Source organism: Undibacterium sp. WLX3042, from assembly GCF_049544825.1.
Lineage (GTDB): Bacteria > Pseudomonadota > Gammaproteobacteria > Burkholderiales > Burkholderiaceae_D > Undibacterium.
Genome location: NZ_CP186698.1, coordinates 3,744,276 through 3,768,367, shown reverse-complemented (window position 1 = coordinate 3,768,367; position 24,092 = coordinate 3,744,276). Strand labels below are relative to the sequence as shown.

The window sequence follows — 24,092 nt, the reverse complement described above, 5'->3', positions numbered from 1 at the left end:
CAGCTTTGGACAAAGGCTGACCTTTGGAGGCAACGGATAATGCAGTCGTTTAAGAACCTTGCAGAGGGTACTTTTGATGAGGCTTTTGCGAAAATCGTCCATACCAAACTTTACCAGATCCGCTTATTGCGACACAACCCTGCGCCGCGCTGCGCACCCTCAGCAGTTGCTGGACGCCTGAACCCTTGACACCCACCTGAATGCAAGACACCTCACCCGCCTTTTCCTCACCGTGCCTGGTTTCTGATGGTTTTGGCGTTGCCTTTGGGCAGCGCGTCATTCTGGCGGAGCTGGATTTCTCCTTGCCACCCCAGGGAGTCACTGCGCTGCTGGGGCCGGTGGGCTCGGGCAAATCCACGCTGCTGCGCACGCTGGCCGGCCTGAACGACGCGCACCCGCGTTTTCAGCACTGGGGCCAGGTTCTCTACCAAGGCCAGCCCCTGGGGGCCGCGCCCCGCCCGCGGCTGGTGCAACAACATGCGCGGCTCATGATGGCATCCACCCTGGATGCGCTGGCCGAGCATGTGCGCACGCGCCTGGGCCTGGCCCCTGGCGAACTGCGGGCCTGGTGCGCTGCGTATGTCGAGCGCATGGGTTTCCCAGAGCTCACCCCATTGCTGGGGCAGCCCACCATGGAGCTCTCGCCCCTGCACCAGCGCGCCGTGGCCATCCTGCGCGAGGCAGCCGCAGCCCCCGCGCTGCTGCTGGTGGACGAGCCCACCGCCGACCTCAGCGACTACGAGGCCTATCTGCTGCTGGAGCTATTGCGCAAGGTGGGCGAAGCAACCGCCGTGCTGCTGGTGCTGCACAACCAAAAGCACGCCCACCAGGCCGCCCAGCACATGCTGCTGCTGGCCGGTGGCCGCGTGCAAGAGGCCCGCGCGATGGAGGACTTCCTGCTGGCCCCGCAGTCCGCCGCAGGCCAGCAGTTTGTGGCCACGGGCAGCTGCGCCCTGCCCGCCCCCGATGCCGACCCCACCATGCTGGCCGACGACGCACCCCTGCCGCCGCCGCTGCCGCCCGCAGCCCTTGCGGCGGTGTCGACCACGGCCCTGAACACCGCAGACGATGCGGCAGATGCCCCGCCCTGCGCCCCGGCCAGCCGTGGCCCCAACGGCTTCGCCTGGCTGGTGCCGGGGCGCTTGGCAGGCACCCCCATGCCGGGGGTGGTCAACGCCATCGGCCACGACCTGGCCTTGCTGCGCCGCTGCGGCATCACCACGCTGATCACCCTGACCGAAAAGGGGTCGTCTCAGAAAACGGAAAATAAAGCACGCTAAGTGTGCACTGAGGCGGGAACGCTCATTGCAACGCCTTTGCTAAGGCTGATCCGATTCTGGACACCGCCTGGTTGCTTGCCGACATAGACGCTGCGGTTTGGGTGATGTAGATCGCCACAATGACGGCTGAACGCTTGGGCGGCCAGACAACGGCGATTATGGAACGTGATCCGTGACCACCTGCTCCCGACTTGTCCGCAATTTGCCAATCCCTCGGCAAGCCAGCGCGTAGCAAGGCATCGGCAACTTGATCCCCGAGCATCCATTGTGTCAGTTCGTTCCGAGCCGGAGCGGAGAGGACACCGTCGAGCAACAGTGTTTGCAGGCTCCGCGCTGCCGCAATTGGCGTTGTCGTGTCGCGTGCATCCCCCGGCGTGGCCTCGTTGAGTTCGGGTTCTCGCCGATCCAGGCGTGTCTTATCGTCACCGATAGACCGCATGAACGCGGTGAATGTCCGTGCCCCGCCGATTGCATCCAACGCCAAATTGGCCGCTGTGTTGTCACTGATACTGACGGCGGCCCTGCACAGCTCACGCAGGGTCAGCGTGCCGCCAGGTGGCACCCTTTCCGTCACGGGTGAGTATGTGACCAGCGCTGTGCGCTCGATCGGTATCGCCTGCTCCAGGTTCAGCTTGTGGCGGTCGGCCTGGGCCAGAACGGCCGCGCAGGAAAAGGCTTTATGCGTGCTGTTCAGCGGGAAGCGTTCGTCGCCACGATGCTGCCACGTCAGGCCGGAATCCGTATCGATCACCGCCACTCCGACCCTAGCCTGAAGCGTGGTCTCCTCTTGGGTTACAGCGAGGTCGAGGATTCCCGTATCCATGGCATATGCGGATGTGCAGATGAGGCCAACACATCCGAGTATCGCCACAGGGACAGAGAGAAAATGACATTGAAATTTCATAAGCATTAGATTTGTAGCGACGCCGGCACCCAGCGATACAGCGTCGGAATCGACACGCCGAGGTTCTTGGCCACGTCCCGCGGCGGCACGCCGCTAGCCAGCAGCTTCTTGGCCGACTCGATCTTGCTGTCGGTCATCTTCGGCTTGCGGCCGCCTTTGCGGCCGAGCTGCTTGGCGACTTCCAGCCCGGCGCGGGTGCGCTCGACGGTCAGCTCGCGCTCCATTTCGGCAAGGCTCGCCATGACGTGGAAGAAGAACCGCCCGGATGGTGTGCCGGTGTCGATGGAGTCGGTGAGGCTCCTGAACTGGACACCGTGCTTGTGCAGATCGCCGACCAGATCGACCAGTTGCTTGACCGACCGGCCCAGCCGGTCGAGCTTCCAGACGACCAAAGTATCGCCTTCGCGCAGCATTTCGAGCGTCTTGGCCAAGCCAGGCCGGTCTGCCCGCGTGCCACTCACCTTGTCCTCGAAGACCTTTTTACATCCGGCCTTGCTCAAGGCTTCGCGTTGCAGCTCCAGGTTCTGATCCTGCGTCGAGACGCGCGCATAGCCAATCAACATGGCTTGTCTCGCGCCCGGTCGATGCGTTCCTGCATCGCCTGCATCACTTCTTCGTGGGTGTACGATCTGGCGTTGGCGTCGGTGGCTTGCCGCAGGGCTTCCTCAACCTCGCGCGTCATCCGCTCGTAATCCTCCGGCCACAGCGCTTGCTCCATGCGCAGCGACGCCTGACCCAGCAGGTGCAGCAGGCTGAACAGCCGCATGTCGTTGGTGGCGACGATGCGCTCCCGAATCTGCTCCTGAATAGCTTCGCTAGCCCGATGCGCTTGTGGTGTGGCAGTCCCCTCGTAGTCAGCGGGGAATTCCGCTTCCTCGGCAATCCTTGCCCAGGCGCTGGCCAGCGCCTCGATGGTTGACGTGCTCATTTCCGCCGCTCCTGTGCTCTTTGGCGAATCAACCGGCCAAGGGGCCTCGACGCGAAAACCAGCAGCATCACGCCTATCGGATACCAGGTCGAGAAGACCACCAAGGCATCGAAGGCTGGCCGTCCGGTGTTGGTAGGCAGTACGGCGGTCACAGCCATCAACCCGCCGACCGTCCAGATGATGCGCCACACGTAGGGCATCACGCGGGGCACGTAGCCGTCATCGAAAGCGGTCTGGTAGTAGCGGCGCAGGCCGCGCTCGGCAAGCGCCTGGCGCTGCCGCTCCGACAGCGCATCCGTCCGGCCATACCAGCGCCGGAATGGTGGACAGCGCAGCAGCAAAGGGGTGAAGAGGATCATCACCGCCACGATCGCGACACCCCACGCCATGACGGCGCCGGCATCGGGCCGCTTGGCGTTCTCGATCACGGGCGCGAAGACGCCCGGAGCACCGATCATCCAGAACAGCGCAATGTGCTGATGGAAGGAGAGCTTCATTTGCTCATCCACTTGCGCAGCAGGCGCTTTTTCAGGGAGGCGCGTTCTTGCGGGTTGCGTCCCTTGTGATTGGCGATGCGATCCGCCGTGGCGGCCTGGCGCTTGACGGGCCAGTAGGAGCGGCCATCCTTGCCCATCGACCAGACGCTGCTGGCCTGGTTTTCCAGCAGGGGCAGATGGGCGCTCAGGGCGGTTGTGTCGCAATAAGGTAGAACGGACAAAAAATGTGGCGAGAGTCCGGAAAATTAAAAAGCTAAACTATAAAACTGTTCAGCTTTGGACAAAGGCTGACCTTTGGAGGATGGTTCTTTCTTTTTGCGAGGTTTTTTCGTGGTCATCGTATCGGTCATGGCAAATCCCTTTCGGTATTATTTCATGACCCCGGTTCACACAGAAATTCTTACAGGCTCCTTATATTTGCGCAATGCAAAAAACACTAAGCGTCCAAATGTTGTGTTTACGTGAAATGAACTGGGATTATAGTTACTAATGTACATGACTCAATTAAGCGAGTCATGTACTCCTCTTCTCGCAGCACTCAGCCTATCTCGCTCATTGCAGGCAACACTGTAACGAACATCCAGCACCACCTACGTTAAGCCAACAATTAGCAGTCAGAAAGAACCGCAAACATTGCATTAACCGTTTCATGTTAGTGGAATCCCTGCAGAAGACGCACGATAACGCTGAAATGCCCGTTAATTTATCCAATCAGCTAACGTCCGAAACGACTATTGGCAATCTTCTACAGAGACCTACATTGTAAGTATAAATGATAATTTGTACAATTTTATTAAAATTGCCAGGAAAGTCTTGTCAGCGCCAGCAAGTATCTTTTCGATGTTATCGACTATCGATCTCACTCCATAACTCGATCAAATCAACATAAGTCAACTCACACTCAGCCATAGGGCAATGAATAACAATTTGTGCGGCCACCTTTACAGCATCCTCAAACGGCAAATTTTCATCACGCATAAGTACATGAGCCAAGTTATGAAATCGCCTCATTTCAGCCTCAGGATATCCCTCTGCTATTTCTTGTTTTACCAAGTCAAACCGAAACAATGCGAGCGATTCTAAAATGGTTGGTATATGTCGCTGTTCATCAAATTTGGATTTGACAAGAGAGGGGTTTGCTACTGCTGCATCTGCTACTTTTGCTACAGTATGAATGCTAAAAATTTCGTGTGTAGCAGGTGTAGCAAATGTAGCAGTAGCAGAAGATAAAAATCCTTTTTTCATTAAATCTGCCAGAGCCATGATTACCCTTCTAATAATTGCGGGTTAATCTGAATCTCTTGTTTCTTGCTGTTTTGAACTAAGACAATACGCCCATGATGAATGAGTTCTTGAATGGCAGTATCTCGCTTAGCCTTATTTCTTAGTTTGTTAGGTGCATATTGAGAAATGGTTCGGGTCGAAACTTTGTCCACTCTATTAGCCTTGCAATATCTAATGAGCCAATCATCTAACGTTGCTGCATCAGTCAATTCTTCAGGCAAAGCAAGATCTCCCAAAAACCTTAGTGCTTCGTTCAAATGCCACGCTGCGATTACACTTGCTGACTCGAAGTGGCTAAGACTTATCGCTCCGGCACCAGCATCAATAATGTGAAATAAAGCAGCGATTCTTGCGGCGTTGTCAGCAATTTTGCTCGCCACATCGCGCACATCTTGAAGTTCGCCTCCAGCCCCTAGCGCGCTTTCAATTTCGTCGTGAAATTTAATCCAAGCAGCTTTTGCATCCGGCGATAAAGGAAGCATTGTCGTCTCTAGCCCGCCTCGTTCATTGATAGGTGCAGGCGTTTGCAAAATGCGAGTGATCTGTTTATGCAGTTTGGTTAGCGCCGGCATATCTACGGGTGGCTCAGTGAACAGCCTAGTGCCTTGAGTTGATTCTGGATGCGCCAATAAAAAGCGAGCCAAAAATCCTGTACCGCGCGCCAAAGTTCCTGTTCGATTAATGAAATCAAGCAAAGCAGATTCTTGTACCTGCAAGGACATCGTCAGGCGTGCGCCATCAACAATATAAGACTCTCCTCTACGGTCAAATGTGAGTTTCGCGGCATCCCATAGCTGATTCAAGTTAGCAAGTGTACGCAGCTGAGAGTCTTTTCCCATACCATGACTTCCAAAAACTGCTCCAGCTTCGGAGGATATAACACCACCTGACGGCCACTTAGTTCCCAAGGCATAGGTTAATGCCTCAGGAGTGAAATCAGAATAAATCAGGCGTGGTACCCTCGGAGCTTGCGGTTCACTTTTTTCATGATTGTGTAATTCATGCTCTAACTGTTGTGCATTAACACCATCCTGCTTCTTACCGCGAGCCTCTTGTTTAATTGCATCAAGCAGCCCTGATCTAGTTGCGTCCCATATTGCTTTTTGCGCATTAAATTCGCGTAATGCTGGCTTTGCTTCCTCCTGTTGTTGATTTTCATAATCACGAATAGCAACACTAAACATGCCATCACAAGTTGTTTTACGTTCACCACTTTCGGCAATAACTAAAAAATAAAGGCTAATTGCACCAGTTAGCTTTTCAGCTCTTTGAACATCATAATGTGCTTGTGCCGCTAGGCTAATATTTGCCATTGCTGAACATGCCACCATAGCCATTGGCGCTTTGGTGAAGCCCTGCACTTCCTTTACTGCGTTTAAAATTACTTCAGGTAAAACATCAACCGGATACGGTACCGCAGTTGCGCTTCTGACCAACGGTTCGGGTTGATGCCACACATGGGTGCCACTAACGCTTTCTATGACGGTTTTCACTGCCTGCAAACCTTCTGAAAGATGAAGGTCATTAAAGTCTGTGAGTTGACGATCCCCACTTTGAAAATGAGGAATGGCAATATGTCCAGATACTGAGATTGCTGCGGCGGTTGCGGCAATGATCCCCGTATTTTTTCCTGTCTTGTGTTCAGTAGCATTGTCATTATCGGCGCAGATAATGATCATGATTGCGTCGCCTAACTTGGAACGTAAGACTGCCGCTACTGTTTCCAAGTTTCCAGCATTGAATGCGACCGCAACCGGGTACCCCGTTGCTTCATGTAAGCTAGCTCCAGTTGCAAAGCCCTCACATACCAATAATTTAGAAGTCGGCTTACCTTCAATGCTGTGATAGCAACCTTTGATTTTCCCATCAGACTTAAAACGCTTGGTACCGTCAGGTGCAATAAATTGCAAACTGGTCAGGCTTCCGAACTCATCACGTATTGGTACTAGCAAGGTTTTATCAGTAAGCTCTCGCACCCCAAAAGGTTTAATCCCTTTTCGATGGCAATATGGATTCTCTGCTGGCGCTGGTTTCGCCATCTCCCATATCTCTAAACTAGATTTTGCGGCCGCTTCTTGCGCCAGTATCCGTTCTACATCAGCTCGCGCCTTGGCTTGCTGTACGAGCTCCGCATAACGTAACCAGGCATCAGGGCTGACTTGATCTTTACGCTCGCTACACCATTTCTCTGAAATTCCTGTACGCCAGTCACCATAAGCGCCAGCAACAATACTTCCATCATCATATAAAACATACCACCCACTCTTGGAGGTGCCTTTATCTTCAGCTGTGGAGAATCTGTGCAAGTTACCATCGCTAACAATCTCTGATGGCTGCAGTTTTTGTGCAGCCATAGCATCCATAAAGCCCAAAGCACGTTCGGAAATTACGAAGCTCACACGCCACCTCTTATTGAAATGCTTACCGCTACTAAAGCCATTGGCGCAAGATCTGGCGCGATCTCTAAAAAAAGACAAATCGATAAAAGACGGTCATTCATTTGCTCACATCCACTTTGTAATTTAAAGGGTCAGCAAAGAACTTGTGCAACTCACGATTTGAATACGCGGTACAGCGCTCGGAGAATTTAATTGGTTGGGGGGCGCGTCCTGCCTTGACTAGCTGACGGAACGTTTCCTTACACATGGGTGCGAAAGGAGCTATTTGATTCCAACGGCTCATGCCATCGGCAGGGAGAATTTTAATGGAAACAGGGTCTAACAGATTTTTCATTTTTGACTACCTTTGCGAGTTACCGCCTAACTACAGCGGAAAGATGCAAAGATAGACCAATGATTTATTTATTTTTGCTAATTAGAATTACGTCATAGTCAATTAGCAAAATTTTTTTTAATTAGATGTTTAGAGCAAGGCGTAATTTTGCAGAAATTGTTTGAGTGCTTATAACATGTCCATTTCTCTCGAGAATAACTTGCAAAGCTACTGCGGCTTTGTGAGGATTCGATAAATCGAGCCTGTAAATAAATTTGTGTAAATGTCCACGGTCTATTAACCTCTCGAGCGAGGAATTACCGATGGACATTTTAATGGATAGAGAAAAACTGAAAGCTTTGGCAAAGGTGGTTCTTTCTTTTTGCGAGGTTTTTTCGTGGTCATCGTATCGGTCATGGCAAATCCCTTTCGGTATTATTTCATGACCCCGGTTCACACAGAAATTCTTACAGGCTCATGTAGGATTGTAAATCCTTGTGTCGATGGTTTGATTCCGCCCTGGGTCACCAAGTACATCAAAGGTTAGAGCTATGGTAAGCATTAACCCTTTTTTGTTTAGATAGCTTTGGTAGGAAAGTTACCAAAACTGCGAGGGACTTACTCTGATGTCGATCACAGACATCAGGATCCGCTTAGTTGGTTTTTCTTATTTTGGACTTAATCAGATTGAACCATTAAGCAAACATCAACCGCACAGGGTCCTTTTTCATTTTGCCCGATACAAAATGAAACTGGCACACCTGGCACACACAACGACCATTCAGCCTGATCGCGCATAAACGTTAAATGTGTAAAGTAACGATCGCCATTCGAACTAACAATAAATCCATAATGGCCGATTTCAGTGATGTTGTGAATCTTACCAAATTCTCGATCCTGACTCTTTAAATCTGGCAACCGTAACGCAGAACTTGTTTTTTTCTCCTCTAGCATAATTTGATTTTTGTTCTTAAAGGTTAAATCCATCAATCTCGCTTGATACCCCTCAAACCCAGGTGTATTTTTAGGCAACCAATCTGTTCCATGATCAAGTGTCAATAAAATGCCATTACCAAATTTACAGATTTCTTCAGTCACATCTATGATACTTTCAACATATTGACTGTCGATATTAATTTCAGACTTTGAAAGTACTGTAATAACAACTTTTGCAAGTTTTTTAACCATTTTGAAGTCACAATCTGACCGTTTAACAGCATCCATTAGGATTGCTAATGATCGTTTTGCGTGCGACTTAGCTAGGATATATTCCTTTTGATCGCAATCTAAAACGAATAATCGTCGATATGTTTCCACGGCTTGGTCGAAACCCGTCAGCCGCCAACGCCTCTCTCGCTCGCCGATGGACTTTAGTAATTCCTCATGAATAACTGCAGCTTCCGCTAAGCGACCTAATCGGGTCAAACACATGGCTTTTGCAGTCAGTGCCGGAGACGCACTAGGGTCAACACGTTCTAGTGTCTCGAATTGTTCTAATGCCCCCTCAAAATCATCCATGTCGGAAAATAGGAACATGCCATAACAGTAAATTGTAATTCTCGATAACGGAGCCAATGTAATTGCATGCTCAAAACAACTGAGGGCCTTATACAATTCTTGTGCCTGAGCTTCAATTAGCCCACAAATTCGCCATACCTCACTACTATTTTGAGTAAGTTTTCTAGCTTCATGGGCCGCAAGTCTAGCATTACCGATGTCTCCACTCTTTAAGAAATTTAACGCAGATCGTAAATAATTAGCAGCGATCATCCCATCGCGATTTGACTCAACCCTTACGAAATAAGGGTTGTAATCATAAATTGCTTCCTTCTTGCTCTCCTTAGTATAAATTGTCCTAAGTTCACGTAACTTTAATTGAATATTCCTAAAAAAAACATCAGTTGGTGGTGATTTGTCATTGAGAAATCTCGACGCAGAATCTGACAGAGAATATTCTAGGGAATTCCCCTCCGTTTTCTCTCTCAAGACAATGCTTGAATTGTGAAGCGCACTAAGAGCAATTTCCGCATCTTGATCAGTAAGTGCGGGCAACAGAAAATGAATTTCCGCGATAGTGAGTGGCTTTCGAGCACATACGAGGCAATAAATTACAATTTTTTCTTCCTCGCCAAATTTTTCAAAAAGGTTCTCAAAACAAAAAGAAAGTGCATTAGAAAAATTCTCACCTTTGGGATTCAATAAAATAGCTGGATCAGCTCCACGCCCAACACTGGCAACGAACCACTTGATGAGAAGCGGATTTGTTGATTTGCATTTAAAACTGACCCACCTTTTGCATTGAATATTGACCCACCCTAGATGTTCATATTACTGGTTTAGGTTGTGGATAACTAGTTGTTTTTTTCTCCTTTTTTGGTTTGGCAGAACTCTCCTTAAAGCGATAACTGTCATTGCCCGTTTCAACGATATGGCAATGATGTGTCACCCGATCCAGTAGAGCCGTCGTCATCTTGGCATCCCCGAAGACGGTAGACCATTCCGCAAAGCTCAGATTCGTCGTAATGATCATGCTGGTACGCTCATAGAGCTTACTCATCAAATGGAACAGCAAGGCACCACCGGTTTGACTGAAGGGTAAATACCCCATCTCGTCGAGAATTACCAGATCGGCATACATTAAGCGCGTTGCCAGTTGCCCCGTCTTACCTGCCTGTTTCTCTTGTTCTAACGCATTCACCAATTCTATCGTTGAGAAGAAACGTACGCGCCGGTGATATTGTTCAATTGCCTGAATTCCGATCGCCGTTGCCAGATGTGTCTTGCCTGTTCCTGGCCCACCAACCAACACGACGTTCTGCGCCGTATCCATAAAATCGCCATTGCACAATTGTCGCACTAAGGCTTCATTGGCCATGCTTTGTTTAAAATCGAATCCCGTCAGATCTCGGTAGGCGGGAAACTTAGCACTTTTGAGTTGATAGGCGACAGAACGTACTTCTCTTTCCGACAGCTCTGCCTTGAGCAGGCCATCTAAAACGGGTGTGGCTGCTTGAAACGCAGGGGCGTTCTGTTCTGCCAGATCGCCCACAGCGTGCGCCATTCCATAAAGCTTGAGGGATTTGAACATCCCAATCATGATGTCATGCTGCATGTGATTCTCCTTGATTTCTCAGACTGTCATAACGCGTCACATTGGCTTTGGGTTCGACTTGCAATACCAATGCCTGAGGTACATCCACGGGAGCAATGGGAGTGCCTTCGAGCAAACGGCTCAGAATATTGAGGACGATCTGCTTGGATGCGGCACCGGTTTCTAGCGCTAACTGTACCGCTGTCAGTACCGTCTGTTCATCATGTAGCAGTACCAAAGCCAGGACATCGACCATTTCCCTGTCGCCGCCAGTTCGTTTTAGCAGGATCGACTGCAATGACTGAAATGCCTGCGGCAGTTCGGCAAATGGGGCTCCGTTACGTATGGCACCAGGCTTCCTTTGCAGCACGGAGAGGTAATGGCGCCAGTCATAGATGGTGTAGCCAGGCAGATGATGGCGGTTGATCAATCGCTGGTGTTCGGCAATGACCTTTCCCTCCGCAATGATGAGCAACCGATCAGCATACACATGCAGACTAACTGGACGATTGGCAAATGATGCTGGAACACTATAACGATTACGCTCGAAGGTGATCAGGCAAGTTGGTGAGATGCGCTTGGTGTGCTCGACAAAGCCATCAAACGCCTGCCCTACAGGCATCAGGTGTTTCTGTTCATTGAGCCAGGCCTGATGAATAGGAATTGACTCGGTGGGATGCGTGACTTCTTCCCAGAGTGCTCTGCAACGCTCTGCCAGCCATTGGTTTAATGCAACCAAGGAGGATTGTGGCGGCACCTTCTGCCACAGACGGCGTCTGGCATCCTGAACATTCTTCTCTATCTGTCCTTTCTCCCAGCCGGAAGCAGGATTGCAGAACTCTGCATCAAACAGGTAATGGCTGACCATGGCTGCAAAGCGGGCATTTACATCGCGTGCTTTACCCCGTTTGACCTTATCGACAGCGGTCTTCATATTGTCGTAGATGCCGCGCCGGGGAATGCCACCCCAGGCCACGAAGGCATGATGGTGCGCATCAAAGAGCATTTCATGGGTCTGCAAGAGATAAGCGCGCACGAAGAAGGCGCGACTATGGCTGAGCTTGAAGTGGGCAACCTGGAGCTTGACGCGCTCCCCGGCAATCATCGCCCAGTCTTCGCTCCAGTCAAATTGAAATGCTTCACCAGCGGCAAATTGCAGGGGAATATAGGTGTGTTTGCTGGCACCCTTGTTACGTTCAATCTGTTCCTCTCGCCAGTGTCTGGCAAACGCGGCAATGCGGTCGTAAGAACCGTCATAGCCAAGTGCGCAGAGATCCGAGTGAATTTGCTTCAGGGAGCGGCGCTGTTTGCGTGACTTCTTGGTTTCGTCAAATAGCCATTGAGCGAGCTTGTCGGCGAAGGTGTCGAGCTTGCTCGGTGTATGCCGCTGTGGATAGACGGGATCGACTATCTCTTCTTTGAGATAGTGGCGTATGGTGTTTCTGGATAGTCCTGTACGTCTGGCGATCTCCCGCAGAGAGATTTGTTCACGGAAATGCCAGCGACGGATCTTACTTAATATTGACACGTTTATCACTCCATTCTCCTGCTCGCAAAATAAGCAGGATAGCGTTTAAACGTGGGTCAATATTCGATGCAAATTAGGCCGTTTGGTGGGTCAGTTTTAAATGCAAATCAACAGACTAAAGATGAACCGGCGCCGCATTGGTAAAAAGCGACTTCCAACAAGAGACCCGCAACCATTGGTAGTGCCCGACGAAATCAACAAGAGTTGGTCCATTGATTTTATGACCAACGGATAATGCAGTCGTTTAAGAACCTTGCAGAGGGTACTTTTGATGAGGCTTTTGCGAAAATCGTCCATACCAAACTTTACCAGATCCGCTTATTGCGACACAACCTTCGCGGCACGCTCCAGATAGACTGTGTTCCACAGCACGATGGCGGCCGTCACCAGGTTGAGGCCGCTGGCCCGGTAGCGCTGCTGCTCAAAACTGCGGTCACGGATTTCGCCCAGGCGGTTGAAGAACACGGCGCGGGCCAGCGCGTTGCGCGCCTCGCCCTTGTTCAGCCCGGCATGGACGCGGCGGCGCAGCTCGACGCTTTGCAGCCAGTCCAGAATGAACAGCGTACGCTCGATGCGGCCCAGCTCGCGCAGCGCGACGGCCAGGCCGTTCTGGCGTGGGTAACTGCCGAGTTTGCGCAGCATCAGGGAGGCCGTGACGGTGCCCTGCTTGATCGAGGTGGCCAGCCGCAGGATTTCGTCCCAATGGGCGCGCACGTGCTTGATGTTGAGCGTGCCGCCGATCATCGGCTTCAGCCCGTCGTGGGCGGCATCGCCCTTCGGGATGTAGAGCTTGGTGTCGCCCAGGTCGCGGATGCGCGGCGCGAAGCGGAAGCCCAAGAGGTGCATCAAGGCGAAGACGTGATCAGTGAAACCCGCCGTGTCGGTGTAATGCTCTTCGATGCGCAGGTCGGATTCGTGGTACAGCAGGCCGTCGAGCACGTAGGTCGAATCGCGCACGCCGACGTTCACGACCTTGGTGTGGAACGGCGCGTACTGGTCGGAGATGTGGGTGTAGAACGTCCGCCCTGGGCTGCTACCGTATTTGGGGTTGATGTGGCCGGTGCTCTCGGCCTTGCTGCCGGTGCGGAAGTTCTGGCCATCCGACGATGACGTGGTGCCGTCGCCCCAGTGCTCGGCGAATGGATGCCGGAACTGCGCATTGACCAGCTCGGCCAGCGCCGTCGAGTAGGTTTCGTCGCGGATATGCCAGGCTTGCAGCCACGCCAGCTTGGCATAGGTCGTTCCGGGGCAGGACTCCGCCATCTTGGTCAGGCCCAAGTTGATGGCGTCGGCCAGGATCGTGGTCAGCAGCAGGTTCTTGTCCTTGGCCAGGTCGCCCGATTTCAGGTGTGCGAAGTGCCGGGTGAAGCCCGTCCATTCGTCCACCTCCAGCAGCAGTTCGGTGATCTTGACGTGCGGCAGGATTATGGCCGTCTGGTTAATCAACGCTTGAGCGGTATCGGGCACTGCCGCATCGAGCGGCGTGATCTTCAGGCCCGACTCCGTGATGATGGCGTCCGGCAGCTCATTGGCCAGCGCCATGCGGTTGATGGTGGCGAGCTGCGTTTCCAGCAGCGTCAGCCGCTCATGCAGGTACTGGTCGCAGTCGGTGGCCACGGCCAGCGGCAATTCGCTGGCCTGCTTGAGGCTGGCGAATTTCGCGGGTGTCACCAGATAGTCCTCGAAGTCCTTGAACTGGCGCGAACCCTGCACCCAGATGTCGCCGGAGCGCAGCGCGTTCTTCAGTTCTGACAGCGCGCACAGCTCGTAGTAGCGCCGGTCTATACCGGTGTCGTTCATGACCAGCTTCTGCCAACGCGGCTTGATGAAATCGGTCGGCGCGTCGGCGGGCACCTTGCGGGCGTTGTCGCTGTTCATGCCGCGCAGCACTTCGATGGCGTCGAGCACGTCCTTGGCTGCGGGCGCGGCACGCAGCTTGAGCACGGCGAGGAATTCAGGCGCGTAGCGGCGCAGCGTGGCGTAGCTCTCGCCGATGCGGTACAGGAAATCGAAATCCTCGGGTTGCGCGAGCTTCTGGGCTTCGGTGACGCTCTCGGCGAAGGCGTCCCAGGACATGACGGCCTCGATGGCGGCGAACGGATCGCGGCCAGCTTGCTTGGCCTCGATCAGCGCCTGACCGATACGCCCGAACAGCCGCACCTTGGCGTTGATCGCCTTGCCGGACGCCTGGAACTGCTGCTGATGCTTGTTCTTGGCGGCGTTGAACAGTTTGCCCAGGATACGATCATGCAGGTCAATGATTTCGTCGGTGACGGTGGCCGTGCCCTCGATGGCGAGCGCCACCAGGGTGGCGTATCGACGCTGCGCTTCGAACTTGGCCAGGTCAGCCGGTGTCATCTGGCCGCCCTCGCGGGCGATCTTGAGCAGCCGGTTCTGGTGAATCAGCCGCTCGATGCCGGAAGGCAGGGCGAGCGCCTGCCAGGCTTTGAGGCGTTCGATGTGTTCGAGCATGTGCCGCGAATTCGGCTTGGCCGGTGACTGGCGCAGCCAAGCCAACCAGGTCGTCTTGCCGTTGTCACGGCGCTTGAGCAGATCGTCGAGGCGGCGACGATGCACGTCCGACAGCGGCTCAGCCAAGGCGTTGTAGATATGCCGGTTGGCGCGGGTGATCGCCTCGGCGCAGACGCGCTCGACAACGTCCAGCGTCGGCAAAATGATGTGTCGGTAGCGCAGCGAGTCGAGGATAGCGCTGACCAGCACGACACCCTTGTCGGTCTGTAAGGCCAACTCGGTCGTGGCATGGACGGCCTGCCGGTAATGCGCCAGGCCGAACGGCTCCATGCCCAGGTATGCCCGCAGTTCGAGCAGGTGTTCGCGCCGGGTTTCCTCCCGCTCTGCATACTGCGGCCAACACGCCGGATCGAGCCGCAATTGCCGCCCGATCCATTGCAGCAGGGGCGTCGGCACCTCAGCGCCGGGCAGCAGGCCCTGCCCGGGGAGGCGCAGCAAGCACAACTGCACCGCGACGCCCAGGCGGTTGGCGTCGCCGCGCCGCTGACGGATCAGCGACAGGTCGGGTTCGCTGAAGGTGTAGTGCCGGATGAGTTCGTCTTGGGTATCGGGCAGAGCTAAGAGGCTGTCGCGCTCGGCAGCGGAGAGGATTGAACGGCGGGGCATGCGGTTTCCTTCTTCTTGAAAACGTTCGTTTGTGACAAGCCCACCAAGGCAACCGGCGCGGCACGGGAAATCAAGGTGTTGCAATTCTCGAAAATAGTTCTTGAAACTCTATTCTTATCGGCATATCATTTCAACGAGTTTCGATAAGAAAGGATGCCCATGCGACCGTCCGTTGTGCTCGACATAAAGCGAAGCGCGGTGCGCGAAGCGGTGGGCCGTTTCCGAACAGCGAACCTGCGCGTCTTCGGTTCTGTGCTGCATGGCACCGACCGGGATGGCAGCGACATCGACCTGCTGGTTGACGCGCTGCCCGGTGCCACGTTGTTGGACTTGGGCGATTTGGAAGAAGAACTGAAATCGCTGCTCGGCGTTGACGTCGATTTACTGACGCCAGGCGACCTGCCGCCGAAGTTCCGGGCCAAGGTGCTCGCGGAAGCACGGCCGGTATGAACGAGAACCGCCTGCCCGATTACCTCGACCACATCCAGCAAGCCGCAACCGATGCGCGCAGCTTCGTGGAAGGGATGGTCAAGGACGACTTCCTGGCGGACAAGCGCACCCAGCAGGCCGTCATCATGAGCCTGATCGTTATCGGCGAGGCCGCCACAAAGGTGATGGATGGCTACGTCGAGTTCACCCAGGCGCATGCCGACGTGCCGTGGCGCAGCATGCGCAATATGCGTAATCGCATGGCTCACGGCTATTTCGACATCAACCTCGATGTGGTGTGGGAGACGGTACAGGAATGGCTGCCGGCGTTGCTCCAGCAATTGCCCGCCGTGCGTCAGGATGCCGACGATGAAGACCGTAACGACAACTGTGAAAGAGGGATCTCCGATGACTGTTGAATCGAGAATATTTTCTGTAGCCGAGTATGTTCAGCCGTCCGAAGGCGAGCCTATTCGTTCCGTTGTGCTTGAAACCCGAGACTCAATTATCGTGGTTTGGCATGTCCATCCCGGGCAGGAAATTGCGGCTCACATTCATCCTCACGGCCAAGACACGTGGACTGTTTTGTCGGGAATGGCTGATTACTTTCAGGGCAATGGGATTGTTCGTGCCCTCAGGGAAGGTGAGATAGCCGTGGCAAGACCGGGCCAAGTGCACGGGGCGCGAAATACAGGTACCGAGCCATTTGTGTTAGTCTCGGTTGTGGCATCAGCCAATGCCGGTTTCGTATTGGCTGAGCGATAGAGCCCAATCTCTGGAGTTGGTCCAATGAGCGGTCGGGGAGATAGGTAACAGACATGCAGCGGACACGGCTGCTAAACCAGGTCGCAAACCTCCTTGCGTCGCAGCGTGCCGCAAGCGACGCGATCAATCGAATGGGGTCGGCATGAGACTGAACACCATCCAGTTCCCGACCGCGTAGCCGCCTGTCCTGCCGATCAGGTCTTGACCATCGACGCCTGGGATCAGTCCTGAATGTTCTTGGAGACCACTACGTTATGAGCCGCAGCCGCCGCAAAACACCCATCGTCGGGCACACGACCTGCGGCAGCGAGCGCGAGGACAAGAAGCTCTGGCATCAGCGCTGGCGCACCCGTGAGCGCACGGCGCTGACCAGCGCGTCGCCCGAAGCCCTGAGGGTTGTGTCGCAATAAGCGGATCTGGTAAAGTTTGGTATGGACGATTTTCGCAAAAGCCTCATCAAAAGTACCCTCTGCAAGGTTCTTAAACGACTGCATTATCCGTTGGACGAGCAATGTCCACATGATTCGCTCAACGGGATGACACCTGTTGAATACCGATTATTTCATCAACCTCAAAACTCTAGTAATACCTGGCACTGATTGGGGGAGGTTTACAGTGTCCCAATATGCAAATATTTCACTCATGCTTTTATAAAAAATTATCAACCATAAGAACGACAAATTTTATTGCGTATTCTCAAAAAAGCCGTTCATTCAACTATCGAAAATAGATACAAATAGAGTTAACTACCTATGTAATGCCCCCTAACAATGCAATTCAACATCAAGTTAGGGTCATCGGCTATTAAATTCATGCCCCTTCAATTTATCCAAATAATCGGCCCACCGCTGCATCATTTCTCGGCGCGCAGGTAGATGAGCTGCCCTGTTATATGCCCGTCCATTTGGATCTTTGACCGCATGTGCTAATTGATGCTCAATTAAATCAACTCTCTCACCCTGCACCTCATCCATAATGGTCCTAGCCATCGCCCTGAAACCGTGACCAGTCATCTCTTCTTTTGCATACCCCAATCCTCTGAGCGCTGCATTAATCGTGTTTTCACTCATACAACGATCACCCGTTCGAATGCTTGGAAATACGTACTTTCCATGTCCCGTGATCAAATGCATACCTTGTAAAATTTCAACGGCTTGCGTTGAAAGGGGAACGATATGATCAAGTCCCATTTTCATCTTCGCACCGGGTATTCGCCATTCAGCAAGTTCCAAGTTGATTTCTGACCATTCTGCTGACCGCAGCTCACCTGGCCTGACAAAAACCAATGGGGCGAGACGCAACGCAGCTTTTGCGTAGGGGTGACCAGAGTAGGAATATATGGCGCGCATTAATTTTGCGACTTCGGATGGCTCGGTTATCGCTGCGTAATTAGTACTCTTAGCGATTGTTAGTGCGCCTCGTAAATCAGCAGTAATATCCCGCTCCGCCAAACCAGCGGCTACAGCAAAACGCATTACCTGCCCGCATACTTGCTTTATGCGATGTGCAGAGTCAATCGCCCCTCTGGCCTCGATTCTCTGCAAGAGAAATAAGATATCTCTAGGCTTGAGGGAAGATATCGCCGTCTTACCGACAAATGGAAAGACATCTTTATTTAACCAATTCGTTACTTTTTCCTGAGTTGTCTCGGCGCGCGACGATGCTGTTTTTGAGAGCCATGCCAATGCAACCGCTTCAAACGTATTCGTTGCATCCATCAATTGAGCTTGTTTTTCAGATTTTTTTGCTTCACCTGGATCAATTCCGTCAGCAAGTTGCTCTCTAGCCTTCTCTCGTCGTTGGCGCGCCTTAGCGAGTGAAACTTCTGGATATACTCCCAATGCAAGAGTTTTTTGCTTACCAAGGTATCGATAGCTTAGCCGCCAGTATTTCCCTGCGCTTTTTACTAAAAGGAATAGTCCGTGTCCGTCGGAATGTTTATCGCCAGCAGTGGCGCCAGAGTATTTGACTTGACGTATGAATGTATCTGTTAAGGGCATAATTCTCAGTGTTGGTATCTAACTTGATGGTATTTGTAAGTACCAACATAGATACCAATAAAATGTTGGTATCTGATGTTACCGCCTGAGACTGCTTGAGACAACAAAAAACCCGCTATACTAGGAAGCATGCGGGTTCTGAGATGATGTGATACTGGGTAAAACGTGTGATTGGTGCCGAGAGCCGGAATCGAACCGGCACGCCTTGCGGCGCGGGATTTTGAGTCCCGTGCGTCTACCTATTCCGCCATCTCGGCAACGCATAAGCCGAATTATGACATTAATAGGCAAAACTTGCAATACGAAGGTCAGTCAGCCTTGTTATGATCTGCAAAATAAATGTCTTTAGCTCAAGCTGAATCACTCTCGATTAATATCGATACTCATCGACAAGGTGCTTGTTAAAGCTGTACTTTGTCCCGCCCTGTAACGCATCAACCAATCGTTTTGGATTTGCCGCCGAAATAAAAATATCGGCGACACCATCTTTAACACGAAACTTGGTCGCAGGGCTGAGGATGTTATTCGCCTTAATCGTTAAGTGACGAATGATTCTCGCTTTATCGCTACAAATCAGAAAATGAATTTCTTTGCGAAAGTAAGTGAGAGGAATATTGAGCCACCAGCCTTCATCGCCCGCGTAGCGGACAACATTCGAAAACTGCGTATTCATGTCATTGAGTATGTTCGCACGTAAAGACTCGTTCGCAATCAATATGGCTTCAGATTTGTTCATTGTTACCTTTTTAAATAACCTTAATCTCAAGCACCATTTTAAATAAGAAACTAGAAATCAATTCCTTTCAGAATTTATAAAAGCAGTTAAGTCATAACCAATCAGCATAGAAATGTCATCCCACCAGCCGCAATCGGGTCTGACACTCCCCTCTGAAAATAACGACTTTCAGGAAAGATTGCCAAATGTAACTTAAGCTTGTTCAGGCGAGCCTAAATGATATCCCTGACCATAAATAACGTTATCCTCTAACAGAGTAGTGACCAGCTCTTCGCTCTCGACATTTTGTGCAACAATCAAAATTTCCAGAGATTTTGCAAGTGAGATGATAGATCTTAAATGGTCACGTCCTTGTTCACTAGAAAGTATAGTTTTAACTAATCCACCATCAAGTTTGATGTAATCAGGAGGAACCTGTTTAAGAACATCTAGAGATTTTGAATCTAGTCCAAAGTGGTCAATACCAATTCGAACATTAGACGACCTCAAACGAGTAACAAATTCTCGAGTCAGTTCAAGATCTCTCGAGTAACCAAACTCATTCAGTTCAAAAGCTAATCTATTAGCTACTGCTTTAGAGCGTTCCAGTTTTTCAAACAACCATTCTTGGAATGGCAGGCTTTGAACTGATTGTACTGAAACGTTAACTGCAACATCCTTCAAACGATTCACCGGCGACAGCAATAGTTCAAAAATGAGAGTTACGATAGCCTTGTCAATATCCTCCATGAGATGATGCCGCAGAGCCATAGGTAAAAATTTTGCAGCAGATACAAAATTTCCCTGATGATCAACAAGCCGGGAAAATATTTCATGTTGAAAAATTGAACGGTCTCTTAAACACACTACAGGCTGCACAAACAAAGCCCATCTATTTTCTGATAGAGCATTTTGAATTAATGTTCTCCAACCTGAAGACCCTGTGACGATAGACGTATCATCACAGAAATTCAACAATACGTAGTTATCAGCACCTTGATGCCTTGCCGTTTCTATAGCTAAATCTGCTTTCGCAAAAACTTCAGCTCTTGTTTGCAAAGAAGTGAACTCAACACAACCAATACTAAAATTGAGATTTTTTTCTATCGATAGAGTTTCAAACAAGGAAGAAATTCTGCGATGAAACTCATTCAAAGCAATCTCAATTGTTTCTTTTTTAACATCTGCAACAACAAAGGCGAAGGCCGCACCACCTATACGACCTGCAAACCTAGCCTTAGTTGAAACCAAATCCTTAATTACATTAGAAATACCAAAAAGAACCGCATCCCCTTGCTGATAACCAAATTTATTATTAAATTCCCGTAAATCTTCTAACTCTAATAAAACCAGTGCAGCTGTACTAAACTCGCCTTTTTCCGATAAAAATTGATTGAACCGAAGATCAAATCCAGCACGGTTTTCAAGTTTTGTAACTTTATCGATATATGCTTCCTTGCGATACGCGTCAGCCTTTGCAATTTCAACATCTAGAGTCTCAGATATCTTTCGAGACATCACATTCATGGCAACAACAACTCTCCGCAACTCCCGAGCTCTCGGCAAAACACTTATCTGAGTAAATCGCTTGTTTTGTATTTCAATTGCTGTTTGCTCAATCTGTAACAACGGATTAAGAATCAACCTCAACAGCAATATGGTAAGTACCAATGCTAATAGATAAGTCGCAATCATCCACCAAGCAACATCTTTAAATGAGCTCCATAAATACTCGTATGCAAATGTTGGTTGACTAACAACAACAACTTTCCCCAACTGTCGCCAACCAGAAGAAATAAATGCTTCGCCAGCGGGCGTTTGTAACGAAAACAAAGACGAAAATAATACCGGAACCTCTCCTATTTTTTTGGGTAACTCTTTCACTAAAATCTGATTACCATTTACGTCAAACAAAATTATTTTTTGATAATATCCACGATCAAACATCAATGCGACCTGGATCTCCGCAAGAACCAGATCTTTTTTCTCTAAAGCTTGGCCTAAAGAGATAGACATGGAAGTTGCGGCGTCTTGGGCATGAGATGCTAATTGCCGTTGTAAAAATTCTTTGGTAGCGTTGACGGATAATGACTGCAACCCTGCGAAGACAATAGAAAACATTATCGAAATAGCTACCAAAAGCTGCCTTTTTAGAGTCATATTTAACACCAAATCCTAACAAAATTTATTTTAAATACAACTAACTATAAATTCTAAATACTCAGGAACATTATCTTATACCGCTCAGAATTTGTTAAGAAAAATTCACTTTATTCTTGTTTGCATTTGCATATATACCGGTAATAATCCATGGTGATGGCATGAGCGTTGGCGGTGTGCCGATCAACTGCCATCACAGCACCGCCAATGCGTAAGGACATCGGCGATCAGATGAATGCATTCAAAGCAAAGCCTAAAAGCAAAACCCCCCGTTACGCTGGGTAACGGGGGGTTCGCAGAATACAAGCCTGACGATAACCTACTTTCACACTGGTTGCAGCACTATCATCCAACGGATAATGCAGTCGTTTAAGAACCTTGCAGAGGGTACTTTTGATGAGGCTTTTGCGAAAATCGTCCATACCAAACTTTACCAGATCCGCTTATTGCGACACAACCCATCCAATGCCGCCACCCTGATGGTCTGGACAGTCGCATCGCTGAGCTTGCCACGTGTCAGGATGTCGCCGCGCTTGAGTTCGATGGCCTCCCTGGCAGGTAGCGTATGAACTTCAACCACTGGGCCGAACTCGCGCAGGATCGAGCAGCCCCCCAGCAGCAGCGGAGCAAGAGCGGCGCATGCAATGAGAAGGCAGGCCTGCGGGAACCTCATGGATTCACCTCGTTGGCAGGGATGCCTGGCACGCCTTGTCGAATCGACATCGAGAAGTCATCCTCTGACACATCGGAAGCAAGGGCACGTTCGTTGATATGCCCCAGTGCCTGCAATTCATCGTAACGATAGCCAGGCGTCAATCCATGCAGGTCGTAGACGTACCGCGCAAAATATCCAGACAGCAGCAGGCGATAGTCCATTGGCAATGCGGGCGCAATGACCCGGGCCAGCTCGAATACGATGGTCGTGCAGTTACTGGTTAACGTGTTGTAAAAGCGCGGTTTCTGCCGCGGTTCATTGGCCGCGTTCAGATACTCCAGAAACAACGCGCGGGCACTCGCCTGATTCATCTGCAAGCGATAGAGATAAACATCTTCGCCTCGCGCGTTGCTGCGCGTACGCACAATGTCTCGCTCATCGGCGGCTACCAGGATCTGCTCGAACTGACGGAAGAATCCTCCTACCGCCGAGAAGGACTCATGGCGTTCCTTGCGAATTTCCAGCGAGAACACCACGCGTTCACCGCCATCGAAGCCGAACGACACCAGGGTGTGGGCGATGTGCGGCCCCTTCCAGTAGGAAAGCACCAAGTCGGCGCTGCGCAGACGATCCAGGTCGTATGTGCGGCTCTCCCACTGCGGGGTGTAGTCGGTTTCGCTGCGCCACTGGAAGTTGCGCACATTATTCAGGTGAACATGGTTGCCGTCGATCCTGGCCTCCAGCAACTGAGCGACATCGTCAGCCCATACACGCTGGTGTGACGGCTGCAGCGTCCCCCACCACATGAGCAGGGAGGCGGCTGCGATCACAAATGCGAATCCGGCGATGTTGCGATTGCGCCGCCCAAGCAAGCCCGCCCGCGACAAGACAACGGTCACACCCAATGTGGACCACATGGCAATGACGAACCATCGCACCACCGAAGGTCCCGGCATCTGATGCCACAGAGCCAGCGCACCCCACACAGTCAGCAGCAGTACCACAAAGCCGATCGCCAAGCCTGCAAGGGCGCGCAGGACTCTGTGCATCACTCCGCTCATTGAGGCTGCAAAAGCTCAAGCAACAGTTGCCGGTGCGCATCCCGTAACTGCACCAGCGAGATGGAAGGATTCCCCTTGGACAGCATCGAGGAACTCAGCCACAGCACTGCGGGCGCGAGCGCCAACGGGAAGAAGTGTTCGGTCAAGACGCCTGGGCGAATGACGCCTCGGCGTATGTTGCGGTGGATGATGGTCTGCGCCCGCTCTTTCAGCCCGAGCGCAACTTCGTTGTGCCAACGCTGCACCAGCTCTGGAGTTCGGGCGCTTTCGGCCAGAAGCAGCCGGTAGATCGACATCGTGGCAGGGGAGCTGAAGGTCGCGTACAGGCGATCCAGGTAGACATCTACCAGCTCTGGCAACGTCAGATCCTCATCCGGGAGCCAGCCCTGGAAATCACAAATCTGCTTCGTCGTACGTTCGAGCAAGGCGTGAAAAATTTCTTCCTTGCTTTTGAAGTGGGCATAGATGCCAGCCTTGGACAAGCCCGCGCATTCCGCCAGGCGCTCCATCGACACTGCGTTGTATGTCCGATCCGCGAATTCGACCAGGGCCGCGTCGAGTATTTCCTCTTTCCTGGCGGCAGAGGACAGGTAGCGGCGCTTGTTGTCTGGCGCGTCATCTTTCTTGGGTGGCATTCAAAGGCTCTGTTCAAAGATCTGAGGGGTGTTCCCATGGGCCTGTCACCGGCTCTACCAAGAATCAGGGCCTTCCTTGAACCCAAGCCGGCAGCTCGAATTGACCTGCGTCAATGACCGACGAGCCCGCTGATTGCGTTTCTTGGATTGTAATGTATAATTGAAAGCAACCGTCCAATCGTTTGTTTTCAGATTTCACAATGCAGATCAACACAGGGCGCGAGTGAACCCGGCACATCGGGTTACGACACAGGAAGAGCGCCCTATCAACCAGCCGGGGAACACGGGGATGCACATATCAACAAGGAGA

General features: G+C 51.6%; 21 protein-coding genes, 1 tRNA gene and 2 pseudogenes. 4 read left to right on the top strand and 20 right to left on the bottom strand.

Annotated features, from left to right (window positions below; all coding sequences use genetic code 11):
* The first annotated feature begins 200 nt into the window (after positions 1-200).
* Positions 201-1,280: an ATP-binding cassette domain-containing protein gene (locus ACPAOP_RS17205; RefSeq protein ID WP_423708816.1), complete on the top strand. Its 1,080-nt coding sequence runs from the start codon at positions 201-203 to the stop codon at positions 1,278-1,280.
* A 22-nt stretch (positions 1,281-1,302) separates the two neighbouring features.
* Here the strand turns inward: ACPAOP_RS17205 and bla are convergent, their stop codons facing one another.
* The 12 genes and pseudogenes from bla to ACPAOP_RS17145 form a co-directional block, all read right to left on the bottom strand.
* Positions 1,303-2,184, bottom strand: a complete 882-nt coding sequence (gene bla, locus ACPAOP_RS17200) for a class A beta-lactamase (RefSeq protein ID WP_011270171.1) — start codon at positions 2,182-2,184, stop codon at positions 1,303-1,305.
* A gap of 5 nt (positions 2,185-2,189) precedes the next feature.
* The gene (locus ACPAOP_RS17195; protein WP_423708815.1) at positions 2,190-2,747 is read right to left on the bottom strand and encodes a recombinase family protein; all 558 of its coding nucleotides are present in this window, start codon (positions 2,745-2,747) and stop codon (positions 2,190-2,192) included.
* Positions 2,741-3,112: a hypothetical protein gene (locus ACPAOP_RS17190; protein WP_003100853.1), complete on the bottom strand. Its 372-nt coding sequence runs from the start codon at positions 3,110-3,112 to the stop codon at positions 2,741-2,743. The genes ACPAOP_RS17195 and ACPAOP_RS17190 overlap by 7 nt, the downstream gene beginning before the upstream one ends.
* The gene (locus ACPAOP_RS17185; protein ID WP_003100856.1) at positions 3,109-3,609 is read right to left on the bottom strand and encodes a hypothetical protein; all 501 of its coding nucleotides are present in this window, start codon (positions 3,607-3,609) and stop codon (positions 3,109-3,111) included. Before ACPAOP_RS17185 ends, ACPAOP_RS17190 begins: the two co-directional genes overlap by 4 nt.
* Positions 3,606-3,800 (bottom strand): annotated as a pseudogene (locus ACPAOP_RS17180) (hypothetical protein); the annotation flags it as partial. The pseudogene ACPAOP_RS17180 and the gene ACPAOP_RS17185, both read right to left, overlap by 4 nt.
* 652 nt (positions 3,801-4,452) lie before the next feature.
* A complete protein-coding gene (locus tag ACPAOP_RS17175; RefSeq protein WP_423708814.1) occupies positions 4,453-4,872 on the bottom strand; it encodes a hypothetical protein in 420 nt (139 codons plus the stop codon).
* A gap of 2 nt (positions 4,873-4,874) precedes the next feature.
* Positions 4,875-7,292, bottom strand: coding sequence for a DUF3987 domain-containing protein (locus ACPAOP_RS17170; protein ID WP_423708813.1), 2,418 nt, complete (start codon positions 7,290-7,292; stop codon positions 4,875-4,877).
* 97 nt (positions 7,293-7,389) lie between these two features.
* The gene (locus ACPAOP_RS17165) at positions 7,390-7,626 is read right to left on the bottom strand and encodes a helix-turn-helix transcriptional regulator (protein WP_423708812.1); all 237 of its coding nucleotides are present in this window, start codon (positions 7,624-7,626) and stop codon (positions 7,390-7,392) included.
* A gap of 657 nt (positions 7,627-8,283) precedes the next feature.
* Positions 8,284-9,804, bottom strand: coding sequence for a tetratricopeptide repeat protein (locus tag ACPAOP_RS17160; protein ID WP_423708811.1), 1,521 nt, complete (start codon positions 9,802-9,804; stop codon positions 8,284-8,286).
* Positions 9,805-9,928: 124 nt separating this feature from the next.
* A complete protein-coding gene (gene istB / locus ACPAOP_RS17155) occupies positions 9,929-10,717 on the bottom strand; it encodes an IS21-like element helper ATPase IstB (protein WP_423680285.1) in 789 nt (262 codons plus the stop codon).
* A complete protein-coding gene (gene istA / locus ACPAOP_RS17150) occupies positions 10,707-12,233 on the bottom strand; it encodes an IS21 family transposase (protein ID WP_423680284.1) in 1,527 nt (508 codons plus the stop codon). Before istA ends, istB begins: the two co-directional genes overlap by 11 nt.
* 327 nt (positions 12,234-12,560) lie before the next feature.
* Positions 12,561-15,362 (bottom strand): annotated as a pseudogene (locus ACPAOP_RS17145) (Tn3 family transposase); the annotation flags it as partial.
* Positions 15,363-15,521: 159 nt separating this feature from the next.
* On the opposite strand from ACPAOP_RS17145, the gene ACPAOP_RS17140 reads away from it, so the two are divergent.
* Genes ACPAOP_RS17140 through ACPAOP_RS17130 form a run of 3 tightly spaced genes read left to right on the top strand, consistent with a single transcriptional unit; the run spans position 15,522 to position 16,556 of the window.
* Positions 15,522-15,812, top strand: a complete 291-nt coding sequence (locus tag ACPAOP_RS17140) for a nucleotidyltransferase family protein (protein WP_044396754.1) — start codon at positions 15,522-15,524, stop codon at positions 15,810-15,812.
* Entirely contained in the window at positions 15,809-16,210 is a 402-nt protein-coding gene (locus ACPAOP_RS17135; RefSeq protein ID WP_423708810.1) for a DUF86 domain-containing protein, read from the top strand. Before ACPAOP_RS17140 ends, ACPAOP_RS17135 begins: the two co-directional genes overlap by 4 nt.
* A complete protein-coding gene (locus ACPAOP_RS17130; protein WP_000215515.1) occupies positions 16,200-16,556 on the top strand; it encodes a cupin domain-containing protein in 357 nt (118 codons plus the stop codon). Before ACPAOP_RS17135 ends, ACPAOP_RS17130 begins: the two co-directional genes overlap by 11 nt.
* Positions 16,557-16,777: 221 nt before the next feature.
* On the opposite strand, the gene ACPAOP_RS17125 is transcribed toward ACPAOP_RS17130, so the two are convergent.
* The 8 genes from ACPAOP_RS17125 to ACPAOP_RS17090 form a co-directional block, all read right to left on the bottom strand.
* Positions 16,778-17,050, bottom strand: coding sequence for a hypothetical protein (locus tag ACPAOP_RS17125; protein WP_423710050.1), 273 nt, complete (start codon positions 17,048-17,050; stop codon positions 16,778-16,780).
* 300 nt (positions 17,051-17,350) lie between these two features.
* A complete protein-coding gene (locus tag ACPAOP_RS17120; protein WP_423708809.1) occupies positions 17,351-18,556 on the bottom strand; it encodes a tyrosine-type recombinase/integrase in 1,206 nt (401 codons plus the stop codon).
* A gap of 172 nt (positions 18,557-18,728) precedes the next feature.
* Positions 18,729-18,813, bottom strand: a tRNA-Leu gene (locus ACPAOP_RS17115).
* Positions 18,814-18,926: 113 nt separating this feature from the next.
* Complete coding sequence (locus tag ACPAOP_RS17110; protein ID WP_423680260.1) at positions 18,927-19,292, bottom strand: hypothetical protein; 366 nt, start codon at positions 19,290-19,292, stop codon at positions 18,927-18,929.
* A 192-nt stretch (positions 19,293-19,484) separates the two neighbouring features.
* Entirely contained in the window at positions 19,485-21,410 is a 1,926-nt protein-coding gene (locus ACPAOP_RS17105) for a bifunctional diguanylate cyclase/phosphodiesterase (protein WP_423708808.1), read from the bottom strand.
* 451 nt (positions 21,411-21,861) lie between these two features.
* Positions 21,862-22,104: a hypothetical protein gene (locus tag ACPAOP_RS17100; protein WP_423708807.1), complete on the bottom strand. Its 243-nt coding sequence runs from the start codon at positions 22,102-22,104 to the stop codon at positions 21,862-21,864.
* Positions 22,101-23,135 (bottom strand): DUF4105 domain-containing protein, encoded by a 1,035-nt coding sequence (locus ACPAOP_RS17095; protein ID WP_423710038.1) that lies wholly within the window; start codon positions 23,133-23,135, stop codon positions 22,101-22,103. Before ACPAOP_RS17095 ends, ACPAOP_RS17100 begins: the two co-directional genes overlap by 4 nt.
* 8 nt (positions 23,136-23,143) lie before the next feature.
* Complete coding sequence (locus tag ACPAOP_RS17090; protein ID WP_103738602.1) at positions 23,144-23,782, bottom strand: TetR/AcrR family transcriptional regulator; 639 nt, start codon at positions 23,780-23,782, stop codon at positions 23,144-23,146.
* Positions 23,783-24,092 lie beyond the last annotated feature (310 nt).

Excerpts from the sequence above, each read along its gene's own strand:
- ACPAOP_RS17090 (WP_103738602.1), bottom strand. The coding sequence starts at position 23,782 with ATGCCACCCAAGAAAGATGACGCGCCAGACAACAAGCGCCGCTACCTG.
- ACPAOP_RS17165 (WP_423708812.1), bottom strand. The coding sequence starts at position 7,626 with ATGAAAAATCTGTTAGACCCTGTTTCCATTAAAATTCTCCCTGCCGAT.
- ACPAOP_RS17130 (WP_000215515.1), top strand. The coding sequence starts at position 16,200 with ATGACTGTTGAATCGAGAATATTTTCTGTAGCCGAGTATGTTCAGCCG.
- ACPAOP_RS17095 (WP_423710038.1), bottom strand. The coding sequence starts at position 23,135 with ATGCACAGAGTCCTGCGCGCCCTTGCAGGCTTGGCGATCGGCTTTGTG.
- ACPAOP_RS17125 (WP_423710050.1), bottom strand. The coding sequence starts at position 17,050 with ATGCAGTCGTTTAAGAACCTTGCAGAGGGTACTTTTGATGAGGCTTTT.
- ACPAOP_RS17195 (WP_423708815.1), bottom strand. The coding sequence starts at position 2,747 with ATGTTGATTGGCTATGCGCGCGTCTCGACGCAGGATCAGAACCTGGAG.
- bla (WP_011270171.1), bottom strand. The coding sequence starts at position 2,184 with ATGAAATTTCAATGTCATTTTCTCTCTGTCCCTGTGGCGATACTCGGA.
- ACPAOP_RS17175 (WP_423708814.1), bottom strand. The coding sequence starts at position 4,872 with ATGGCTCTGGCAGATTTAATGAAAAAAGGATTTTTATCTTCTGCTACT.
- istB (WP_423680285.1), bottom strand. The coding sequence starts at position 10,717 with ATGCAGCATGACATCATGATTGGGATGTTCAAATCCCTCAAGCTTTAT.
- ACPAOP_RS17100 (WP_423708807.1), bottom strand. The coding sequence starts at position 22,104 with ATGAGGTTCCCGCAGGCCTGCCTTCTCATTGCATGCGCCGCTCTTGCT.
- ACPAOP_RS17190 (WP_003100853.1), bottom strand. The coding sequence starts at position 3,112 with ATGAGCACGTCAACCATCGAGGCGCTGGCCAGCGCCTGGGCAAGGATT.
- ACPAOP_RS17140 (WP_044396754.1), top strand. The coding sequence starts at position 15,522 with ATGCGACCGTCCGTTGTGCTCGACATAAAGCGAAGCGCGGTGCGCGAA.
- ACPAOP_RS17185 (WP_003100856.1), bottom strand. The coding sequence starts at position 3,609 with ATGAAGCTCTCCTTCCATCAGCACATTGCGCTGTTCTGGATGATCGGT.
- ACPAOP_RS17110 (WP_423680260.1), bottom strand. The coding sequence starts at position 19,292 with ATGAACAAATCTGAAGCCATATTGATTGCGAACGAGTCTTTACGTGCG.
- ACPAOP_RS17205 (WP_423708816.1), top strand. The coding sequence starts at position 201 with ATGCAAGACACCTCACCCGCCTTTTCCTCACCGTGCCTGGTTTCTGAT.
- ACPAOP_RS17120 (WP_423708809.1), bottom strand. The coding sequence starts at position 18,556 with ATGCCCTTAACAGATACATTCATACGTCAAGTCAAATACTCTGGCGCC.
- ACPAOP_RS17135 (WP_423708810.1), top strand. The coding sequence starts at position 15,809 with ATGAACGAGAACCGCCTGCCCGATTACCTCGACCACATCCAGCAAGCC.